Origin of the sequence: Paenibacillus amylolyticus (genome assembly GCF_050990605.1) — a bacterium.
GTDB lineage: Bacteria > Bacillota > Bacilli > Paenibacillales > Paenibacillaceae > Paenibacillus > Paenibacillus amylolyticus_H.
In genome coordinates this window covers 5,021,492-5,042,243 of the sequence record NZ_CP158832.1, presented here as the reverse complement: position 1 = coordinate 5,042,243, position 20,752 = coordinate 5,021,492, and the positions used below count along the sequence as shown (strand labels likewise).

Annotated in this window: 17 protein-coding genes and 1 other annotated feature; all 17 genes read left to right on the top strand. The window is 48.1% G+C overall.

From position 1 onward, the window contains the following. Positions 1-185 precede the first annotated feature (185 nt). The 17 genes from speD to radC all read left to right on the top strand — a co-directional run bounded on the left by speD (position 186) and on the right by radC (position 20,750). On the top strand, positions 186-587 hold the full coding sequence (gene speD / locus ABTV53_RS22200; RefSeq protein WP_433746540.1) for an adenosylmethionine decarboxylase: 402 nt from the start codon (positions 186-188) through the stop codon (positions 585-587). A gap of 342 nt (positions 588-929) precedes the next feature. Next, a complete protein-coding gene (gene hemA, locus ABTV53_RS22195; RefSeq protein WP_433746537.1) occupies positions 930-2,315 on the top strand; it encodes a glutamyl-tRNA reductase in 1,386 nt (461 codons plus the stop codon). A gap of 14 nt (positions 2,316-2,329) precedes the next feature. Further along, on the top strand, positions 2,330-3,157 hold the full coding sequence (gene ccsA, locus ABTV53_RS22190; RefSeq protein ID WP_433746534.1) for a cytochrome c biogenesis protein CcsA: 828 nt from the start codon (positions 2,330-2,332) through the stop codon (positions 3,155-3,157). A 5-nt stretch (positions 3,158-3,162) separates the two neighbouring features. Continuing rightward, entirely contained in the window at positions 3,163-3,813 is a 651-nt protein-coding gene (locus tag ABTV53_RS22185; RefSeq protein WP_433746531.1) for a precorrin-2 dehydrogenase/sirohydrochlorin ferrochelatase family protein, read from the top strand. Positions 3,814-3,815: 2 nt separating this feature from the next. Beyond that, entirely contained in the window at positions 3,816-4,772 is a 957-nt protein-coding gene (gene hemC / locus ABTV53_RS22180) for a hydroxymethylbilane synthase (RefSeq protein ID WP_433746528.1), read from the top strand. A 4-nt stretch (positions 4,773-4,776) separates the two neighbouring features. Next, positions 4,777-6,339 carry a uroporphyrinogen-III C-methyltransferase gene (gene cobA, locus ABTV53_RS22175; RefSeq protein ID WP_433746525.1) on the top strand — a complete coding sequence of 521 codons (1,563 nt, stop codon included), beginning with the start codon at positions 4,777-4,779 and terminating at the stop codon, positions 6,337-6,339. Between the two features lie 102 nt (positions 6,340-6,441). After that, positions 6,442-7,443: a porphobilinogen synthase gene (gene hemB, locus ABTV53_RS22170; RefSeq protein ID WP_017692601.1), complete on the top strand. Its 1,002-nt coding sequence runs from the start codon at positions 6,442-6,444 to the stop codon at positions 7,441-7,443. A gap of 27 nt (positions 7,444-7,470) precedes the next feature. Then, positions 7,471-8,775 (top strand): glutamate-1-semialdehyde 2,1-aminomutase, encoded by a 1,305-nt coding sequence (hemL, locus tag ABTV53_RS22165; RefSeq protein ID WP_433746521.1) that lies wholly within the window; start codon positions 7,471-7,473, stop codon positions 8,773-8,775. Continuing rightward, positions 8,772-9,680 (top strand): RluA family pseudouridine synthase, encoded by a 909-nt coding sequence (locus tag ABTV53_RS22160; RefSeq protein ID WP_433746518.1) that lies wholly within the window; start codon positions 8,772-8,774, stop codon positions 9,678-9,680. Before hemL ends, ABTV53_RS22160 begins: the two co-directional genes overlap by 4 nt. A 366-nt stretch (positions 9,681-10,046) precedes the next feature. Continuing rightward, entirely contained in the window at positions 10,047-11,582 is a 1,536-nt protein-coding gene (locus ABTV53_RS22155) for a LysM peptidoglycan-binding domain-containing protein (protein ID WP_433746515.1), read from the top strand. 155 nt (positions 11,583-11,737) lie between these two features. Further along, positions 11,738-12,019 (top strand) — a binding site (T-box leader). A gap of 61 nt (positions 12,020-12,080) precedes the next feature. Further along, complete coding sequence (locus tag ABTV53_RS22150; RefSeq protein ID WP_433746512.1) at positions 12,081-14,747, top strand: valine--tRNA ligase; 2,667 nt, start codon at positions 12,081-12,083, stop codon at positions 14,745-14,747. A 78-nt stretch (positions 14,748-14,825) separates the two neighbouring features. Beyond that, on the top strand, positions 14,826-16,202 hold the full coding sequence (locus ABTV53_RS22145) for a bifunctional folylpolyglutamate synthase/dihydrofolate synthase (RefSeq protein ID WP_433746509.1): 1,377 nt from the start codon (positions 14,826-14,828) through the stop codon (positions 16,200-16,202). 56 nt (positions 16,203-16,258) lie between these two features. After that, positions 16,259-17,578, top strand: a complete 1,320-nt coding sequence (murC, locus tag ABTV53_RS22140) for a UDP-N-acetylmuramate--L-alanine ligase (RefSeq protein WP_253442774.1) — start codon at positions 16,259-16,261, stop codon at positions 17,576-17,578. 117 nt (positions 17,579-17,695) lie between these two features. Next, positions 17,696-18,925 carry an SPOR domain-containing protein gene (locus ABTV53_RS22135; RefSeq protein WP_433746506.1) on the top strand — a complete coding sequence of 410 codons (1,230 nt, stop codon included), beginning with the start codon at positions 17,696-17,698 and terminating at the stop codon, positions 18,923-18,925. Positions 18,926-19,075: 150 nt separating this feature from the next. After that, a complete protein-coding gene (locus ABTV53_RS22130; RefSeq protein WP_105410708.1) occupies positions 19,076-19,318 on the top strand; it encodes a DUF4321 domain-containing protein in 243 nt (80 codons plus the stop codon). Positions 19,319-19,381: 63 nt separating this feature from the next. Next, a complete protein-coding gene (locus tag ABTV53_RS22125) occupies positions 19,382-20,023 on the top strand; it encodes a Maf family protein (protein ID WP_433746502.1) in 642 nt (213 codons plus the stop codon). 37 nt (positions 20,024-20,060) lie between these two features. Beyond that, the gene (gene radC / locus ABTV53_RS22120; RefSeq protein ID WP_036673540.1) at positions 20,061-20,750 is read left to right on the top strand and encodes a RadC family protein; all 690 of its coding nucleotides are present in this window, start codon (positions 20,061-20,063) and stop codon (positions 20,748-20,750) included. Positions 20,751-20,752: the final 2 nt, after the last annotated feature.

Genomic DNA, 20,752 nt, shown 5'->3' with positions numbered 1-20,752 from the left:
TGGAAAAGGGTTGATTTCACGCTGATTCAATGTTATTTTTAATCTCGTTGAAAAGAATATAGGAACCAGGATTCACTCAGGACATTATATGTTGCGAGAGATTTTTCCCTCGGGAAGTGAATGACGTAGGTCCTAGCGGATGAAATTTTTCAAACATTTTATTCCTAGGAAGGGGGAACCGAAGGATGGAATATTCAACTTTCGGAAGACACGTTGCTGTTGATACTTGGGGTGTCGACTTTAATCTACTGAACAATGCAGAGTATCTGGAAGCCCAAATGGTTGAAGCAGCGGAGGCATGTGGCGCGACAGTAATGTCCGTGCAGTCCAAGCAGTTTGACCCACAGGGAGCGACAGTGCTCGTACTATTGTCTGAGAGCCATCTCTCTATTCATACGTATCCTGAGAGAGGTTTTGCAGCGATTGACTGTTACACTTGTGGGGAGACCGTTGACCCACAGCTTGCCATTGACTACCTGGTATCCGTATTAAAGCCTGAAAAAACGTATGCAAAGAAGTTGGTACGTGGATTGGGCGAATTGCAAGTTGAAACACCAGAGATGAACAACCAGATTGAACGGGTTTAAATAAAAAGTATATTGCATAACAATGTTCACATATCGGGATGGATACATAACCTCCCAAACTCTAATAGTCATGGGAATAATTCCATGGCTATTTGTTTTAATAAGCGTATCGTTATGAATATTCATAACCGACACTTTTTAACGCATAACGGTGAACTTTGGTGAGACACTACAATAAATGACAGTGCATATGATGATGAACATGGTGATTTCATAAACATTTCATAAAAATGACCCGGTCACGGCTATGATGTGTGATATAATTAACCATGTCAATCATAAATGGATAGACATATGCAGTAAGCACTTTGATTGGAAATTTATTAGGCAGGTGAACTTGCAATGCACATCGTTGTCGTTGGTTTGAATTATCGCACGGCGCCTGTAGAGGTTAGGGAACGATTCACATTTGCAGAAAAGGACTTGTCTGAAGCGCTGCAGCAGCTCAAGCTGACCAAGAGTGTATTGGAAGGTGTAATCGTAGCCACATGTAACCGTACCGAGTTGTATGTTGTGGTGGACCGTCTTCACATGTGTGGTTATTTTATTCGAACATTCATGGAACAATGGTTTAATGTACCACGGGAAGAATTTACGCAACACTTATATATATATGAAGATGATCAAGCCATGCGCCATTTGTTCCGCGTCATCTGCGGACTGGATTCCATGGTCATTGGTGAGACTCAGATTCTTGGACAGGTGAAACAGGCTTTTCTTAAAGCGCAGGAAGAGAAATCAACAGGTACCTGGTTTAATATGTTATTTAAGCAGGCAGTTACATTGGGCAAACGGGCACATTCGGAGACTTCCATCGGGGAGAGCGCCGTATCTGTCAGTTATGCTGCTGTTGAACTCGGTAAGAGGATCTTTGGCATGTTCACAGACAAGAAGGTGCTCATTTTGGGGGCAGGCAAGATGAGTGAACTAACCGTGAAACATCTCTATGCCAACGGGGCATCCGAGGTTATCGTGGCGAATCGTACGCTCGCAAGAGCTGAAGAATTGGCAGCCAAGTTCCGAGGTACACCTTGTACGATGGAACAGGCATTAGATCGACTTAATGAAGTTGATATTGTGATTAGTTCCACTGGAGCTGAACGTTATGTCATGGATGCAGCAGTGGTACGGGAGAGCATGAAGCGTCGTCAATCTCGTCCATTGTTCCTGATTGATATTGCGGTTCCACGCGATATTGATCCGGCAATTGGTGAATTATCCAATGTATTTCTCTATGACATTGATGATCTGGAAGGAATCGTGGAGAGCAACCTCGAGATGCGTAAGGTGGAAGCTGCCAAGATTGAGAGAATGATTGAGCTTGAGATGGAGGATTATTACCATTGGCTCAAAACGTTGGGTGTTCGTCCCGTTATTCGCGCTTTGCAGGAAAAAGGTGTCTCCATTCATGAAGAAACAATGGATAGCCTGTTTAATAAACTGCCTGAGCTCGATGAACATCAACGTAAAGTCATTCGTCGTTTGACCAAGAGTATTGTGAACCAAATGACGACAGATCCGATCAATCGGATTAAGGAAATGGCAGGCACGAAGCAAGGTGATGAAGCTCTGCGCATGTTTACTCAGATTTTCGCTCTGGAAGATGCAGTAGAGGTGGCCGCTGAAAAAGTGAATCAGAGTGATGCCACAGCCCTGGCGAAACCAGCCGCTCACCTTAACGAAAACCGGCAAGACCCCGTGCCGGCTTATGCTCCGGCAGGCGTATAAGGCGGGTGGGCAGCTTGACCCTTGCTGAACAAGTCTATGAAGCTCTAATCTATATGTATGCCCTGAGCCTACTGTTCTATTTCTCGGACTGCATTCGACGCAATGCGGGGGCGAAGCGGACAGGCACAGGGTTTCTTGTCGTTGTTTGGGGACTGCAGGTAACGCATGTGATCTTGCGCATGTGGACTGAAGGCCATTTCCCCATCTATACCACCTTTGATTTTTTGTTTATATTTTCATTCAGTATTGTTCTGATGTCTCTCGTCATGACTCGCATCCAGCGTTCCGAATTTGTGATTTTGTTGCTGAATGTTGTAGGTTTTTCCGTTACGGTATTAAACCGACTTTGGTTTACGGCTGGAGAGATATCCCTGCATAACTGGCAAACGGTACATGGATTACTCATTATGCACATTACCTTGGCGAATCTTGGTTTTGCGGCGTTAACCGTTGCTACAGTATTTGCCTTGTTATATCTGTTCTTGCACCGTAAGTTGAAGAAAAAAAAGTGGAATGATACGATGCGACGGCTGCCAAGTCTGGAAGTCATCGGTAAGTATATGGATGGTGCTACGTTGATTGGAACACCGCTCCTTGGTGTTTCTGTGATGCTTGCCGTATTATCCATTGTGGCGGAAAGACGCTGGATCCTACTCTTGGATCTCAAAGTTATTTCGACAGGTCTTGCTATAGCCATCTATGTGGGTTACTTCGTATCCAAGAAAAGGAAACAGTTCTCTACAATTATCATGGCAAGATGGACACTGATCGGGTATGGATTTGTCATTATAAGTTTTTTATCCAATGCGTATTCAGCGTTTCATCGTTGGACGGGAGAGTGAAGGGGATGGACCGTTACACACCGATATTTGTGAATACTTCAGGCAAGAAGTGCTGCGTAGTTGGTGGTGGACGTGTTGCCGAACGTAAAATTAAGGGATTGCTGCATGCCGAGGCACAGATTACGGTCATTAGTCCGGAGCTTACTCCCGTATTAAAACAACTGCATCATGAATCCCGAATTCAATGGATAGACCGGTCCTACCGCAATGGAGATTTGCGGGGGGCCTTTCTCGTATATGCTGCGACTGACCATTCAGAGGTCAATTCAACTGTGGTTCGGGATGCTGAGGCTGCGGACATATTGGTGAATAACGCAATGTCTTCGGAGCACAGCAGCTTTATTACGCCAAGCGTGGTCAGACGTGGGAGATTAAGCATAGCGATATCCACAGCAGGAGCGGGACCGGCAGCAGCTGCGGAGATACGTGCCACACTCGAACGACAGTTCGGTGATGAGTATGAGACGTACCTTGAGTTTTTGCACCAGATGAGGACTGAGGTGAAGTCACGCGTAGCTTCTTCAAATCTCAGAAGCACGTTGCTTCGGCAGTTAACTGAAATGCACATATTGGAAGATATTCGTACAGGCCATTTCCGGTGGTGGACCGAAGAAGAAATCGGGGACTGGATATCCCGTAATCAGGAGGAAGTGTAGATATGCGTACAATTAAAGTTGGTAGTAGACAGAGCGCGCTTGCGCTAACCCAGACAGGTCATGTCATTCAGGATTTACGCGATATTTGTGAGCGGGAAGGATTAGCTTTTGACTTTGAAGTACATAAGATTGTTACCAAGGGAGATCTCATTCTGGATGTAACGTTGTCAAAAGTGGGAGGCAAAGGTTTGTTTGTCAAAGAGATTGAACAGGCGATGCTTGATCGTACGATTGATATGGCTGTTCATAGCATGAAGGATATGCCTTCCGAGTTACCCGAAGGATTAATCAATGGTGCTATTCCCCGTCGTGCAGATCCACGCGATGCGCTGATCTCTAATGGTGGACTTACGCTGGATCAACTGCCAGAAGGAGCTAGAGTAGGAACAAGCAGTCTGCGCCGGTCGAGTCAATTAAAGGCCTATCGTCCAGATTTGCAATTGGAATCGATTCGCGGCAATATTGATTCCCGTCTGCGGAAGCTGGAGACCGAAGGATTCGATGCAATTATTCTGGCAGCTGCAGGATTGTACCGTATGGGCTGGGAAGACCGAATTACAGAGTACCTGACGGAAACAGCTTGCCTCCCGGCAGTGGGTCAAGGCGCGCTTGGTATCGAATGTCGTGAAGACGATGAGGAACTGTTGCACTTGCTTCAGCTGTATAATGATCCTGAGACAGCATTTCCTGTACAGGCGGAACGCCGTTTTCTCAGTGTATTGAATGGGGGCTGTCAGGTTCCGATTGGTGCTCATGCGGTATGGCTGCCTCAGCAAGATGCAGATTCCCTGAATGGCCAAAACACGTTACAATTAACAGGTATGGTCGGCACGCCGGATGGTGGACTGATTCTTAAGGAAGCTCTGATCGGCAAAGACCCGGTTCGTCTGGGAGAAGAAGTGGCTTGGAGATTGATCGAACGGGGAGCAGAGCAGATACTGGCAGAAGTTAGGGGATGAAGACATGGTGGGAAAGGTCTTTTTGGTAGGTGCAGGTCCTGGGGATGCAAAGCTGATTACGGTAAAAGGGTGGGAATCCATCGGGAAGGCCGATGCTGTAGTCTATGATCGTTTGGCAAGTCCGAGATTGTTGAAACAAATGAAACCCGGCGCGGTCAAGATTTACGTGGGCAAGCGCCCGGATCGGCATACGATGAAACAGGAAGAGATCAATCAACTGTTGGTTGATCTGGCTCTTGAAGGCAAGGTTGTGGTTCGACTTAAGGGTGGTGATCCGACTATCTTTGGACGCGTGGGCGAAGAGGCGGATTTGCTGCACAAAAACGGGATTCCGTTTGAGATTGTACCTGGGGTTACCGCTGCAATAAGTGTACCTGCTTATGCCGGAATTCCCGTCACACACCGTGACTATGCATCTTCAATCTCTATTATTACGGGGCATGAGAGTCCGGACAAGCTTGATCGCAGTATCCATTGGGATAAAGTGACGAATGCAACGGGCACACTGGTATTTATGATGGGGGTTGCCAAAATTGGATATATCAGCGAACAATTGATTCGTCATGGTCGTCCAGCGCAAACACCAGTAGCTCTGATTCGTTGGGGAACACGAGCGGAACAGGATACCATTACAGGTACCCTTGAGGATATAGAAGCGAAAGTGATCGCAGCCAATTTCCAACCACCAGCTGTTATTGTGGTGGGGGATGTCGTCAATCAAAGGGAACAATTGAAATGGGCAGAAGCGCTACCGCTGTTTGGCAAACGAATTCTGGTAACCCGTGCTCGCAGTCAGGCGAGTGAACTGGTGAATCGCATTGAGGAACTCGGCGGCGAACCGTATGAGTTTCCGGTCATTGAGACGGTCATGCCGTCCAGTGAATCTGCGCAGCAAAGTATCAAAGACGCCTTCAGTGCTTTAAATACCTATGACTGGGTGTTTTTCACAAGCGTGAACGGCGTGGAGTTTTTCTTCCGCCATCTGGAACAGGAAGGCAAGGATATTCGCTCGATTCATCAAGCGAGAATTGCTGCCGTAGGACCTTCTACAGCAGATGCTTTGCGCAAACATGGCATCGTTGCAGAGGTAGTCAAAGGTCCTTTCCAAGCCGAAGGCATGCTTGAGGCTTTTGAAAGCGAATTGAAGGAAGGTCAGAGAGTACTACTTCCGCACGGTGATCTAGCACGTACTTGGTTACGTGATCAGCTGAGAGAACGAGGGCTTCAAGTCACCGAAGCCATCACCTACGATACGATCCTCGCTGGTGAGGATGATGACGAACTGCTTAAGCTGCTTGAAGAAGGTGGTATTCATGCGGTGACCTTTACAAGTTCATCGACGGTTACCAACTTCATGAGTATGTTGAAACGTATGGGGTTGCAAGATCCACTGCCATTATTGAAAAATGTGGAGGTTGCGTGTATCGGACCTGTTACAGCGAAGACGGCAGAAGCCGCTGGACTAAAGGTTACACTGATGGCAGAGGAAGCAACGATGGATAGCTTGATCACCGTGCTATGCGACTGGAAACGGACAGGCAACAAAGAAGGCGCTCTTCGAAATTAATACACATGTAATCATGTCAACATATGAAGCGTGCTGAATTCGATAGGATCCCAGCGCGCTTCCCTTTTTGCTCTATTTAAATTTCAGGGAGGTTTTACAAGTATGAGTTTTCCGATTGTACGGCATCGCCGTTTACGTCAATCCACAGGTATTCGCAATATGGTCAGAGAGACCCATCTAACCGTGGATGACTTTATTCAACCAATCTATGTGACGTATGGAGAAAATGTAAAATCTGAAATTAAATCCATGCCAGGCGTATTCCGTTTCTCGCTGGATCGTCTTCAGGAGGAAGTAACGGAAATTGCCGAGCTGGGAATTCCAGCCGTCTTATTGTTCGGTATTCCGGAGACGAAGGACAGTGTGGGTTCATCTGGCTTCGCTGAAGATGGCATTGTGCAGGAAGCGACGAGATTGATCAAATCCTGGTATCCAGAGCTGTTGGTTGTTGCAGATACTTGTCTGTGTGAATTCACGGATCACGGTCACTGCGGTATGGTACACACCGTGGAGATTGACGGTCACATCTGCGGAGATGTGTTAAATGATGAATCACTGGATCTGCTCGTGCAAACGGCAGTGTCTCAAGCCAAAGCAGGAGCCGACATTATTGCGCCATCCAACATGATGGATGGATTTGTACAGGCGATCCGTGCCGGGCTGGATGAAAATGGATTCAGTCATATTCCGATCATGTCCTACTCTGTTAAATATGCATCTGCATTCTATGGCCCATTCCGCGAGGCGGCAGATTCCACACCACAATTCGGGGACCGCAAGTCGTATCAGATGGACCCGGCCAATGCACGTGAAGCTTTGCGTGAAGCCGAAACGGATGTGCTGGAAGGAGCGGACATGTTGATGGTAAAACCATCCCTTTCCTATCTGGATGTTATGCGCACCATTAAGGATCAATTTGATCTTCCGCTTGTTGCCTATAATGTAAGTGGCGAGTATGCCATGGTTAAGGCGGCGGCGATTCAAGGCTGGATCGATGAGAAAAAAGTCGCCATGGAAATTCTGCTCAGCATGAAACGCGCAGGTGCAGATATGATCATTACCTACTATGGAAAAGACGCTTCACGCTGGCTGGCTGAGAAATAAAATAAATTTACATTAAGGAGGATATTCATGACTGCACAACAAGGTAATCGTCGCAATGATGAGCGCTCACGCAGCGCGTTTGAGGAAGCGAAGCAGTACATACCCGGGGGTGTGAACAGCCCTGTACGCGCATTTAAATCGGTGGGACTTACTCCCATCTATGCTGAGCGCGGCGAAGGTTCCAAAATCTACGATATTGATGGCAATGTTTTTATTGACTATGTGGGTTCGTGGGGTCCACTCATCATGGGACATGCACACCCTGACGTTGTAGAAGCTCTGCGTGAGACAGCTCTTAAAGGAACAAGCTTTGGTGCACCTACTTTGCTGGAGACCGAGATGGCAAAACTGGTCTGTGAGCTTGTACCTTCTATCGATATCGTACGGATGGTTAATTCCGGTACGGAAGCAACGATGAGTGCCATTCGGCTGGCACGCGGGGTAACCGGACGCAGTAAAATTCTGAAATTTGAAGGATCATATCATGGACATGCGGACAGCTTGCTGATTAAAGCTGGTTCAGGTGTTGCAACACTGGGTCTGCCGGATAGTCCAGGTGTACCTGAAGGTGTAGCTGTGAATACCATTACGGTACCGTATAACGATCTGGAGTCTGTGACGCTTGCTTTTGAACGTTATGGTGAAGAACTGGCCGCTGTTATTGTGGAACCTGTGGCAGGTAACATGGGGGTTGTACCTCCGGCTTCCGGTTTCCTTGAAGGCTTGCGTAGTTTGACAACGCAGTATGGCAGCTTGCTTATTTTTGACGAAGTCATGACCGGTTTCCGCGTAGGGTTGAACTGTGCCCAAGGACGGTTTGGCGTTACACCTGACCTGACTTGTTTAGGTAAAGTGATCGGTGGCGGACTTCCGGTTGGTGCTTATGGTGGTCGTCGGGATCTGATGGAACAGATTGCCCCAACCGGACCGATCTATCAAGCAGGTACACTAAGCGGGAATCCGTTGGCTATGGCAGCAGGATATACCACGCTCAAATTGTTAACACCAGAGGTCTATGACCGTCTGGAGACACTGTCTGCACGTCTGCAAGCGGGATTCGAGAAAAATGCAGCTGAGACGGGTGTTGCGATAACCATTAACCGGGTCGGTTCCATGGTTTGTCCATTTTTCAGTGCCGTTCCCGTAACCAACTATGATATTGCCAAAGAAAGCAATCTGGATCAATTCCGTCGTTATTTTGCCGCCATGATTGATCAAGGTGTGAGTGTTGCACCTTCGCAATACGAAGGCATGTTTGTCTCTGGTGTGCACACGGAGCAGGATATTGACGATACGATCGAGGCGAATCGTAGAGCTCTTCAATCGCTATGACGCTCAAAAGTTGGAAACGCCGCGGGGAATGGCTTGAGCTGATGCCAGGGAAAGCCGTAACCGACAGTTCGGACAAACAGATGGCTGCGGAGCAATGGCTATTGTCCGAACTTCAGTTTCCGGAGAAACTGCTCCGTCAGCTGAAAGCAAACCGAGGAATACAACTTGCAGGGGACCGGCTTCGGCTGGCCCTTTTTGCGTCCCAGCCGATTGATGTTGAACCACGCTGGGCGGATGTGGATGTGTTGTATGAGGATGATTTCTGCCTGGTTATGCACAAACCGGCAGGCATGAAACTGCATCCGGATGGAAGCCGTACTGATCAGGCGATCACGCTGGATCATGTGGTTGCCTCCTATTATGAGATGAATGGAATACAGGCGAGCGTACGCCATGTTCATCGACTGGATGAGGATACAACCGGACCTGTCCTGTATGCCAAAAATGCTTTTGCACTCGCCAAACTGGATGAAGCGATGCGCCGCAAAGAGATTGGCCGCCATTATGTAGCCATTGCAGGTGGACAAATCCCCCTTGAACTCCACAAAATTGATGCTCCGATTGGCAAGGACAGACATCACAAGCAACGCAGACGTGTCTCGGAAGGTGGACAGGAAGCTGTTACCCATGTGGAGATCGTCGAAGTATGGGAACGAGCAACCCTTGTACGATTAAAGCTGGATACAGGACGTACACACCAAATTCGTGTACACCTGAGTTACGCGGGACACCCGCTTATTGGTGATGCGTTGTATGGAGGTAGAGCGGATGTCATTGGGCGACAAGCACTTCACGGAGAGATGCTTAAGTTTAGTCATCCTTTAACCGGAGCCGTGATTGAAGTGGATGACCCTTGGCCGCCCGATTTCACACAATTGGCAGAACGTGAAAAGGTGTATTCATAAATGAATATAGAGCGAACTTTACTAGTTACACGAGAACGGAGAAGACAGAAATAACGTGAAGAAACGGAGCGTTCGCCTAAAAACTTTCTGAAAGAAAGCTGCTTCGGAAGCATAAGCTATCCCCGGATTTTCCCTTTGAAGAAGGGAATCAAAAAAATCTGGGGATAACAGTGATCGGAAGGTTATTCTGTCATCGAAGTGGCTAGGTGCAACATTCTCTATTTCGCTTTATATAACAAGGTTTTTCAAAAGGTGGCATGCTCATCTCATTCAAGGCATATAGATGGGGTAACGAAGGATTTGGACCATGGATCAGTCCCATGAGAAGGATCATGGTGAACATATGCCGAAAGGAGGACGCCACCTTTGTTGAATCAACCTTATGGTTTGCGGTTCGATATTTATGAGCGCGTTCATTTGTCTGAGGGAGTCCCTGCGATTGAGGAATTGGAGGAGATTGAACTATACCCGCGCATTCAAGTCATAGGGCAGGATGATCATGCCACGTTAAGAGGACATCTTTTACTTACAGGTGCGTACAGAGGAGAAAATGAGGCTTCAGAGGAACTCAAACATTTCATTCCCGTGGAGATCACAGTGCCGCTGAACCGGGTCAGATCGATTGAGGATATTTCCATCGAGATCGAAAATTTTGACGTGGATCTGTTATCCAATCGCAGTCTGAACATTACAGGCGTGTTGTCGCTGCGAGGCATCGAGGGATTTCCTGTTGAAGAGCCACAAGTGTGGTCAGCAGATGAATTTACAGTTGTTCATTCACCTGATGATCAGCAATCCAACCGTTCCGATGAAGCAGCACAGACAGGCAGCGACCCCAACACATTTGCACAAGAGTACCTGCTCCAGCGGAGTGAGGAAGAGAGACTTGCGAATGCAGCAGAACTTGCCTATGGTGCTCCGGAATATCATCAGGAATATGCGGATTCGTCATCGGCCGAGCCAATTCAATCTGAGAAGCAAAGTGCAGAGTACGCTAACGAAAACAGACAACCTGATGCAAACGAAGATCCCACATCTCTGACAGCGAATGGAGATGAATTGGCATCTCATGAGCAATACAGCGAACCTTCTCCGATCTCGTCATTTATGGCTGAGACCGCAGATCGGTTAGCTTCTTACCCTGAGTCTGAACCATTGCTGCCTCTGGAAGATGAGTCTTCGGGTTGGTCCGAGCCTTCCGTGGATGCATTGCCTGCGAACCCGAGAAGTGCAGATCAAGAAGTCTCAGAGCCTGCTGCTCAATCATCTAATGAGTTGGCAGCACCGGATGTACCGGACGTACCAGAGGTATGGCACTTCGAATCAGCGAGATCTGTACCTCAGCAGGAGAATCAGGCAGTTGCCGATGTCCCGGTTGAATCACAGGCGGAGAACTGGCAAGGTGTATTTGCTTCGTCCGAACCAGGCAACGCTGAGGAAGACCGACCGTCTTTTGAAGCGACTGGGGTAGACGAGTTCGTACAGAACGAAGCATTTGTTCCTGAACCTGTGGCTGAGACGGAAGACAAGCCGGAGCTGAAGGTTGCTTTTGGCAGCAAAAAAGAATCCGCACCACGACAAGAAGAGGGCGTAGGTATCTCTTCCTTGTTATCCTCGGGCAGAGCGGCACGTGATGCTGAAGTGGAGCGAGGCGATGAGGTTCCTGCGGGTGTAGTACAGGAAGAAACGTATCCAGCTGATGATGTGGAATGGAAGAACCTGTTCCTGGGAACGATCGTGGACCAGACCCCATTCCGCAAGGTGAAACTGTGCATCGTTCAGCGAGAAGATACACTGGATGCCATTGCAGATCGATATCAATTGAGCACGAGGGAACTTCAGTTGTATAACCGATTATCTGAGCAGGTTGTGGAAGAAGGTCAGATATTGTACATCCCTTAATCCGTAGTTAAAGCCTTCGTTACGCCCCGTGATCCCCTTGAGGATTGCGGGTTTTTGCGTGATTCGTCCTAAACCTGCATTCCAGCGCTCTTTATCCGCTGTTGTCAGGTTGACTATCGCGTACGAGCAAGGTATGATGTGTGTAGGTTTTTTGAAGAACAACGTGGAACGGGAGTAGTAGACAGTATGACCTTTCAGAGAGTGGGATTGCAGCGCTGTGAGATTCCGCAGGAACCAACTGATCGAAGTCGCCCGGGAGTTGCCTGTTTGAATACAAGGGATGAATGAGATCTATCGTCATTTATTTCTGAGGTAGGATGGGCCGGTAGCAGCCGTTATCTGCTTGAAGTGTCACGTCATGTACAGAGGGTGAAGTCTATCTTGCTGACGGCGTGAAACAAAGGTGGTACCGCGAAAGCTAACCTTTCGTCCTTTGATGGATGAAAGGTTTTTTTTGTTTTTTTTGGCGAAGATGATGAAGTAACGGAGGAATGACACATGTCTGAGGAAAAAAAATCAGCTGCAACAGAAATGCCGACTACTTACGATCCTAAGGCGGCAGAGGACAAATGGTACTCCACCTGGATGGAGCGTGGATATTTCAAAGCCGGTCAACGTAAAGACGCCGAGCCGTATACGATTGTAATTCCACCCCCAAATGTGACCGGGATGCTGCACATCGGGCATGCGCTCGATTTTACACTGCAGGATATATTGATCCGCACTAAACGGATGCAGGGTTATGATGCACTGTGGCTTCCGGGTTCCGACCATGCGGGTATTGCTACCCAAACCAAAGTGGAACAGAAGTTGCGTGAAGAAGGTCTGACTCGTTATGACCTGGGACGCGAGAAATTTCTGGAGAAAGTATGGGACTGGAAAGATCAATATGCCACAACCATTCGTCAGCAATGGGGCAAAATGGGATTGTCGCTTGACTACTCACGTGAACGTTTTACCCTAGATGAAGGTCTGTCTCAAGCGGTTCGCAAAGTATTTGTTCAACTGTATGAAAAAGGTCTTATTTACCGAGGCAAACGCATCATTAACTGGGACCCGGTGAATCGGACAGCGCTGTCCGACATTGAGGTTGAATATAAAGAGGTTCAGGGTCACTTGTACCATCTGCGTTACCCGCTCAAAGACGGAAGTGGCTACGTTACAGTGGCAACAACGCGTCCTGAAACGATGCTGGGTGATACCGCGGTTGCTGTTCATCCGAAGGATGAGCGTTATGCAGATATGATTGGTAAAGTACTTGTACTGCCTATTATTGGACGCGAAATTCCAATTATCGCTGATGATTATGTGGATAAAGAATTCGGAAGCGGTGCAGTTAAAATCACGCCTGCGCATGATCCAAATGACTTTGAAGTAGGTCTTCGTCATGATCTGCCACAGATTACGGTAATGGATGAGAGTGGCACAATGAATGCAGAAGCCGGCAAGTATCAGGGACTGGATCGCAGTGACTGCCGCAAGCAGATTGTTGCTGATTTGAAAGAGCAGGGCGTATTGATCAACATCGAGGATCACACGCATCAGGTTGGACACAGTGAACGTACCGGCGCTGTTGTTGAACCGTATCTGTCTACCCAGTGGTTTGTTGAGATGAAGCCACTTGCAGAAAGAGCGATCAAGAAACAACAGAGCGGCGAAGGGGTTAATTTTGTTCCGGACCGTTTTGAGAAAACCTATCTGAACTGGATCGAGAACGTTCGTGACTGGTGTATTTCCCGTCAACTGTGGTGGGGACATCGTATTCCTGCCTGGTATGATGAAGAAACGGGTGAAATCATTGTATCTGCTGAAGATCCAACAACGCTGCCAGAGAATGCCGGACGCAAGCTCAGACAGGACGAAGACGTACTTGATACCTGGTTTAGCTCCGGCTTATGGCCATTCTCCACACTAGGCTGGCCGGAAGATACCGAAGACCTGAAACGTTATTATCCGACAAGTGTACTTGTGACAGGGTATGACATCATATATTTCTGGGTTGCACGCATGATTTTCACTGCACTGGAGTTCACGGATGAGATTCCGTTCAAGGATGTACTGATGCATGGTCTTGTTCGTGATGCAGATGGACGCAAAATGTCCAAATCACTGGGCAACGGTGTAGACCCATTGGATGTGATTGAGAAATATGGTGCAGATGCAATGCGTTACATGATCTCAACCAGCAGCACGCCAGGTCAGGATCTGCGTTTCCGTTGGGAACGGGTGGAGCAGGCTCGTAACTTTGCCAACAAGATCTGGAATGCTTCGCGCTTTGCATTGATGAATCTGGAAGGATTCACCTATGAGGAACTTGACATTAGCGGAGAGCTTGGTACAGCGGATTATTGGATTTTGCACCGTCTGAACGAAACTTCCCGCGATATTACGCGTCTAATCGAAGCGTATGAATTTGGGGAAACGGGTCGTGTGCTGTATAACTTTATCTGGGATGACCTGTGTGACTGGTACATTGAGTTTGCCAAGCTGTCCTTCTACGGGGAAGATCCGGTTGCCAAGAAGAAAACACAATCTGTGCTTGCATATGTGCTGGATCAGACCATGCGCCTGATTCATCCGTTTATGCCATACATCTCCGAAGAAATCTGGCAGCATCTGCCTCATGAAGGTGAGACGATTACGCTGGCATCATGGCCGGTATATGATCCTGCTCTTGAGAACCCAGAGGCTGTTGCCGAGATGAACCTGCTCATGGATACCATTCGTGCAGTTCGAAACATTCGTGCAGAAGTGAACGTGCCGATGAGCAAAAAGATTGAGTTGATGGTCAAAGCAAATAGTGCTGAGACGTCCAGCATCATTGAGCGTAACAGTCACTACATCAAACGTTTCTGTAATACGTCCGAGTTCGATAGTGGGATGGATCTAAGTTCACCGGATAAGGCAATGACTGCGATCATTACGGGGGCAGAACTATACTTGCCGCTGGCAGGTCTTATTGATATCGAGCAAGAAGTGGCTCGTTTGGAGAAAGAGTTGCAGAACCTTGAGGGCGAAGTTCTCCGTGTAGAGAAAAAGCTGGCGAACGAAGGCTTTGTTGCCAAAGCTCCTGCCAAAGTTATTGAGGAAGAGCGCGCCAAGCAAGCAGATTATTCCGACAAACGGGATAAAGTGATTGCACGAATCAAGGAACTGAAAGGTTAATATTTTTTGGTCGGATGGAGAGCCATTATGCCATCCGGCCGCTTTTTTCACTCAAACTCGGGACCGAAGGTGAATCAGATGACGGAATTAGACGGGACAGATGCAGCAGCTCCTTTACTTACGTATAACGAGGCCGTGGACTGGATCAATGGCCTTATTCCTTTTGGCATCCGACCTGGATTGGAACGAATCGAGAGTCTGATGACCATGTTGGGCAATCCACACCAACGTCTCAAATTTATTCATGTCGCGGGAACGAACGGCAAAGGTTCGACTTGCGCTTTTTTGACGTCAGTGCTTCTTCAGGCTGGATATGATGTGGGTACATTTACGTCGCCTTATATCACCAAGTTTACAAACCGTTTTCAATACAACGGTGCGGATATTCCTGAAGAAATCCTGCTTAAACTCTCGAATCGATTACATCCACTGGTCATGGAAATGGCCTCCACTCCGCTGGGATCACCTACGATGTTTGAGGTGTCCACGGCTCTCGCGCTTCTGTACTATGCAGAGGAGTGTTACCCTGACGTTGTGGTATGGGAGACCGGGCTAGGGGGAAGGATGGACGTAACGAATATTGTCACACCTGTTGTGTCCGTCATCACCAACATTGGTATGGATCATACGGATGTGCTTGGAGATACGATTGAGCAGATTGCTGGAGAAAAGGCAGGTATTATCAAGCCGGGAGTACCCGTTGTGACTTGCGCGACACAACCCGAAGCTGTGAAGGTGATTCAGGAGAAAGCCCAGCTGCTTCAATCAAGCGTGTATTTGGCTGGAGATCAATTCTCTTATCATAGACTGGACAGCAATCAGAACGGACAATCTTTTCATTTTACAGGCCCGTTTCGTGATCTGGACGTTCGCATACGCATGCAGGGCTCACATCAATGTGACAATGCAGCGGCTGCACTTATGGTGCTTGAATTGCTTAGACAATACATGGCATTTATGCTGGATGACAACGATATTGCACTTGGACTGGAGAATGCTTTCTGGGCAGGAAGATTCGAAAAAGTCGTCGATGAACCCCGAATTGTGCTCGATGGAGCACATAATCCGGAAGGGGCAGAGTCACTGGCCAAGAGCATTTCGGATGTCTATCCGCACAACAAGTTAATTTTGATGATGGGTATGTTGGCAAATAAGCATCACGAAGCGTATTTGCAGCATATACTGCCACTAGTGGATACGCTGATCCTGACCGAGCCAGATTTCCGACGCAAAATGGATGCAGCCGAATTGCTGCAGATTGTCGAACGGGTACGTCCCGCCATTGCGAAGCAGGAACTGGAAATCATCGTCGAGCCCGAATGGGCAAAGGCACTTGATCTATTGAAGTCACGGACGGAAGCGGAAGATCTGGGGGTGGTCTCCGGCACACTGTACCTGATTGCGGATGTGCGGGCAGCCCTTTTGCATCAAACCGATTCTGAAAAAGGTTGGTGAAAGTTTTGTTAAATACATCGGAACACGTTCATTTTATAGGGATTGGCGGATATGGCATGAGTGCCATCGCAAGAGTTATGTTGGAAATGGGATACACCGTTACCGGATCGGATGTCGCTTCACAGGAGTTGACCGAGAAGTTGGCAGCCAAGGGAGCGAAAATATATATCGGACATACGGCAGAGCACGTCACTGGAGCAGACCTGGTTGTCTACTCTACGGCAGCGCCTGCTGATAATGTGGAACGGGTAGCAGCTGCAGAGCTGAACATTCCGATTCTGCATCGTTCCCAGATGCTTGCACGTTTGTTGAACGAACGTAAAGGTGTGGCTGTTGCTGGAGCTCACGGTAAAACTACCACCTCATCCATGATTGCACTTGTTATGGATAAATGTGATACGGACCCGACATATATCATTGGCGGAGAAATCATGAATGTGGGCACCAACGCCAAGGCAGGCCAGGGTGACTGGGTAGTCGCTGAGGCGGACGAGAGCGATGGATCATTTTTGCAGTACCACCCATGGCTCGGTATTGTAACCAATATTGAGGCAGATCATTTGGAGAATTACAACAGTGATTTTGAGGAGCTCAAAAAGGCTTATGTGCAGTTCCTGAGTCAGATTCGTCCGGAAGGAACAGCCATTGTGTGTTCTGACGATGAGAATGTTCAAGCGATTTTGCCTGAACTTAAGTCACGCATTACAACCTATGGTATTGATCGTGCTGCGGATTATACGGCAACGGATATTGTATTGGGCGATCGCCGTATCTCCTTTACAATGAATCATCAGGGTGCTGCCATGGGCACGGTGGAATTATCAGTGCCGGGTAAGCATAACGTTTATAATGCGATGGCTACTGTAATTACCTGTCTGGAAGCAGGCATTCCATTCGAGAAGATTGTGGCAGCGATCATTCAGTTCCACGGAGCCAAACGCAGATTCCAGGTATTGGGCGAGGCGCGTGATATGCTGATCATCGATGATTATGCTCATCATCCGACTGAGATCGAAGCTACCATTAGTGCTGCCAAAGCAACAGGCAAACGCATTATTGCGGTATTCCAGCCACAGCGTTATACGCGGACGTTCTTCCTGTTGGATGCGTTCAGTCGTGCTTTCGCGGAAGCGGATGAGGTGCTTATTACGGATATCTATTCTCCTGCGGGCGAAAAACAGATCGAAGGGGTAACCTCAGCCAAACTGGTTGAACTGATCGTTCAAAACAGTAATGCTTCTGCACGGTACCTCCCTACAAAAGAAGAAGTTGTAGCTGATCTGCAGCATCGTCTGCAGCCAGGAGATCTTGTGATTACGATGGGTGCAGGTGATATCTGGAAAGTCGGCGATACACTTGCCAAAGGCTTGAAATAAATCATTTACGAAACCGCCTGTCTTCGATACGAAGCAAGCGGTTTTTTGCGTTATATGGAATGTATTCTCCAGTCTCTGCATATAGCTGATATAAATGGGACAAAGGAGAGGGTGCAGGTGAGCAATGCTAGAATGACGTTTCGCTTCGGGGATCATGAGTCGGACAAGCCTGAAAACAAGAGGATATCCGCGTCCAGTCCATTGGTGACGTTAAGTGAAGAAATCCCGCATAATCAACCGCTAACGCCTAAGCAGATGGATACAACCCCATCATGGACGCCTGAGGATATCCCCGGAGACTGGGGAGAGACGGTGCTGACAAGCTCTACTGTGCCTGAACCTGACGAGCGGGTGAGCCATAATTCCAACTTGAACTTGGATGAGCCCGATTATTTTGGGAACCGTGCCGGTTACGGTTATGTTAATCACACCGATAATCCGAAGGAAGAGCGTCGTGATCTGTCCAATACACATGATGATCAAGGCCACGACTGGCTAGCAGATTCGGAGAACTATTCGTATAAACGCAATCGCCCTCCAAGGGGATGGAAAATGATCGGTTCTGTCACCGGGGCACTTGTTACGGGAGCACTTTTTGGCATGGTTATTCTTTCATTTTTCAATAAAGAAGGAGCTGTCAAGCCAGGCGATCTTCTGCCAGTCAATCAGGCGGTTTCCACCGTGACGGGACAGGAGGGGGCTGCAGGTACAGAGCAACAGCTTCAGACAGCTACGACTGGCAGCACGTATTATGCCCTTCAATACGGCGTATTCAGTTCTCCTGAACGAGCTGAACAGGCCAAACTTGAGCTGGCTCAGGCAGGTATAGCCGCAGGTTCTGATCCTGAAGATGGCAATCGTGTATATGCAGGCATTTCGGCTGATCGTGAAGAGGCCAAGCTACTTAGCTCCAGGCTTAAAGCCCAGGGAGTCGAACTGTATGTCAAGGAGATCGTGAACCCCGAGATCAATCCGGCTATATTTGGCGGCAAGCAAGAGGATGTACAGCTTTTCTTCACAAACAGTTCTGCACTGGTCGAACAATTGACTACCTTGTCCATTCAGCAGTTGGGACAATCTGCTCCGGCAGCAGTCTCTACAGAAACGATGACCGCGATTCAGAATAAGCACCAGTCATGGTTAACTGGTTTGAATAGCCTCTCACCCGGCCTGACTGCGGAGGTACAACCTATTGTTGGTGGAATGGAGAAATCAATGAACAGTGCGATTACGGCTATCGCGGAGTACAACAAAAACCCGGATGATGTACACATGTGGTCCGTGCAGTCCGATCTGATGGAATATGTACTACAGCAGAAAAAATGGCTCGAAGCGATAAAGCAGTAAAGTAACATGCTCTTTCCCATAACAACGCTTGGAAATACCCATCCGGCAAGGAACTGGAAATAGTTCCCCTTGCCGGATTTGTGTTTGTATTGACGTACAAAACCCCGTATAATAATGTGGGTGTCAAAAAATGGCGAGGGAAGATTACCGATGAAAAAAAACTTCGGCATGTTATTGCTGTTTCTACTGCTAGGCTGGATGGCCGGAGCGTGGATCGCCAAGGCACTGCAGCCTGTTAAGGCAGTAGCCTTTCTTACGAAAGCCACGACCATACGTTGGTCGCCACAGGCTGATCTGGATATTATCAGTTATGATATTTCACTTCAATTTCAAATGAGCCTTCTGAGTCTGATCGGTATAATTGCCGCTGTGTGGCTGTATCGCAGACTGTAGGAGAATGACGAGTTATGACGAAAAAAATTAACCAGTGACATCTATTATCGTGATCCCGACAGGATGTTGCCGTGGCATAAGGAGCCGTTCATTTTGGTAAACACACAACAGCGCCCTATTATTCTGGCCTCCACATCGCCTCGGCGCAAAGAACTGATCGCATCACTCCACCTAGCGTTTGATGTAATACCAAGTCATGCCAATGAAGATACACCACCAGAGTGGACGCCTGAACAGACGGTACAGGAGCTTGCTTTGCGCAAGGCGCTTGCCGTGTACCGCGGGCTTGAAGGCCGCGAGCAGGAAGCCATTATTGTTGGTAGTGACACCGTTGTTGTTCTGGATGGTGAGATTCTAGGTAAACCTGTAGACGAAGCGGATGCTGAACGTATGTTATCGCGGCTGCAGGGCCGCGTACATCGGGTGTTTACAGGTGTCGCTTGTATTGATGCGGGCAATGGACAGTCGTTAGTTCATTACCGCCAGACCGATGTAACGATGAAAGAGCTGTCGGATGCTACCATCCGTGCTTATGTGCAGACAGGTGAGCCTTCAGACAAGGCAGGATCATATGCCATTCAGGGTATTGGTGCTTCACTGATCGACCGCATTGAAGGATGTTATTTTAATGTGGTTGGCTTGCCGCTATCCTTGCTAAGTGATATGTTGGACGGGTTCGGCGTACATGTGTTGCCACGAACATGAATGAAGCCAAATGTTGTGAAATGAAAAGAGGGAACATATGGAGTCGCCTCAATACATGATGCGCGACATCCCCCAGGAAGAACGCCCGAGAGAACGCATGATGGAATACGGGGCGGGCGCCTTGAGCCATGCTGAATTGCTGGCAATTTTACTTCGAACAGGCACAAGACAGGAATCCGCGGTGCATATGGCACAGCGGATTCTGGCCGAAGCGGGTGGTATTCGCTCGTTGATGGATTTGAGTCTGGAAGAACTGACCGCGATGAAAGGGATCGGCAATGCCAAGGCTGTGCAATTGAAAGCTGGCATTGAGCTGGGGCATCGGATTGCCAAAAGCAGACTCACACAGTCGACTTCAATTCGTACACCGCGTGATGCAGCTGATATCCTGATGGAACAGTTGCGTTACTTGCAAAAAGAACATTTTGTGTGTCTTTTTCTGAATAGCAAAAATCATATTATTGCCCAGGAAACACTCTCCATGGGCAGCCTTAACGCTTCGATTGTACATCCACGTGAAGTGTTCCGGGCTGCCATCAAATGCAGCAGCGCATCGATTGTGTGCGCACACAACCATCCGAGTGGTGATCCTACGCCCAGTCCGGAGGATATCCAAATAACCAAGAGACTGATTGAAGCAGGCGCTATTGTTGGCATTGACGTGCTAGATCATATTATTATCGGAGATGGAACGTACGTAAGTTTGAAGGAGAAGGGCTTAGTATAATA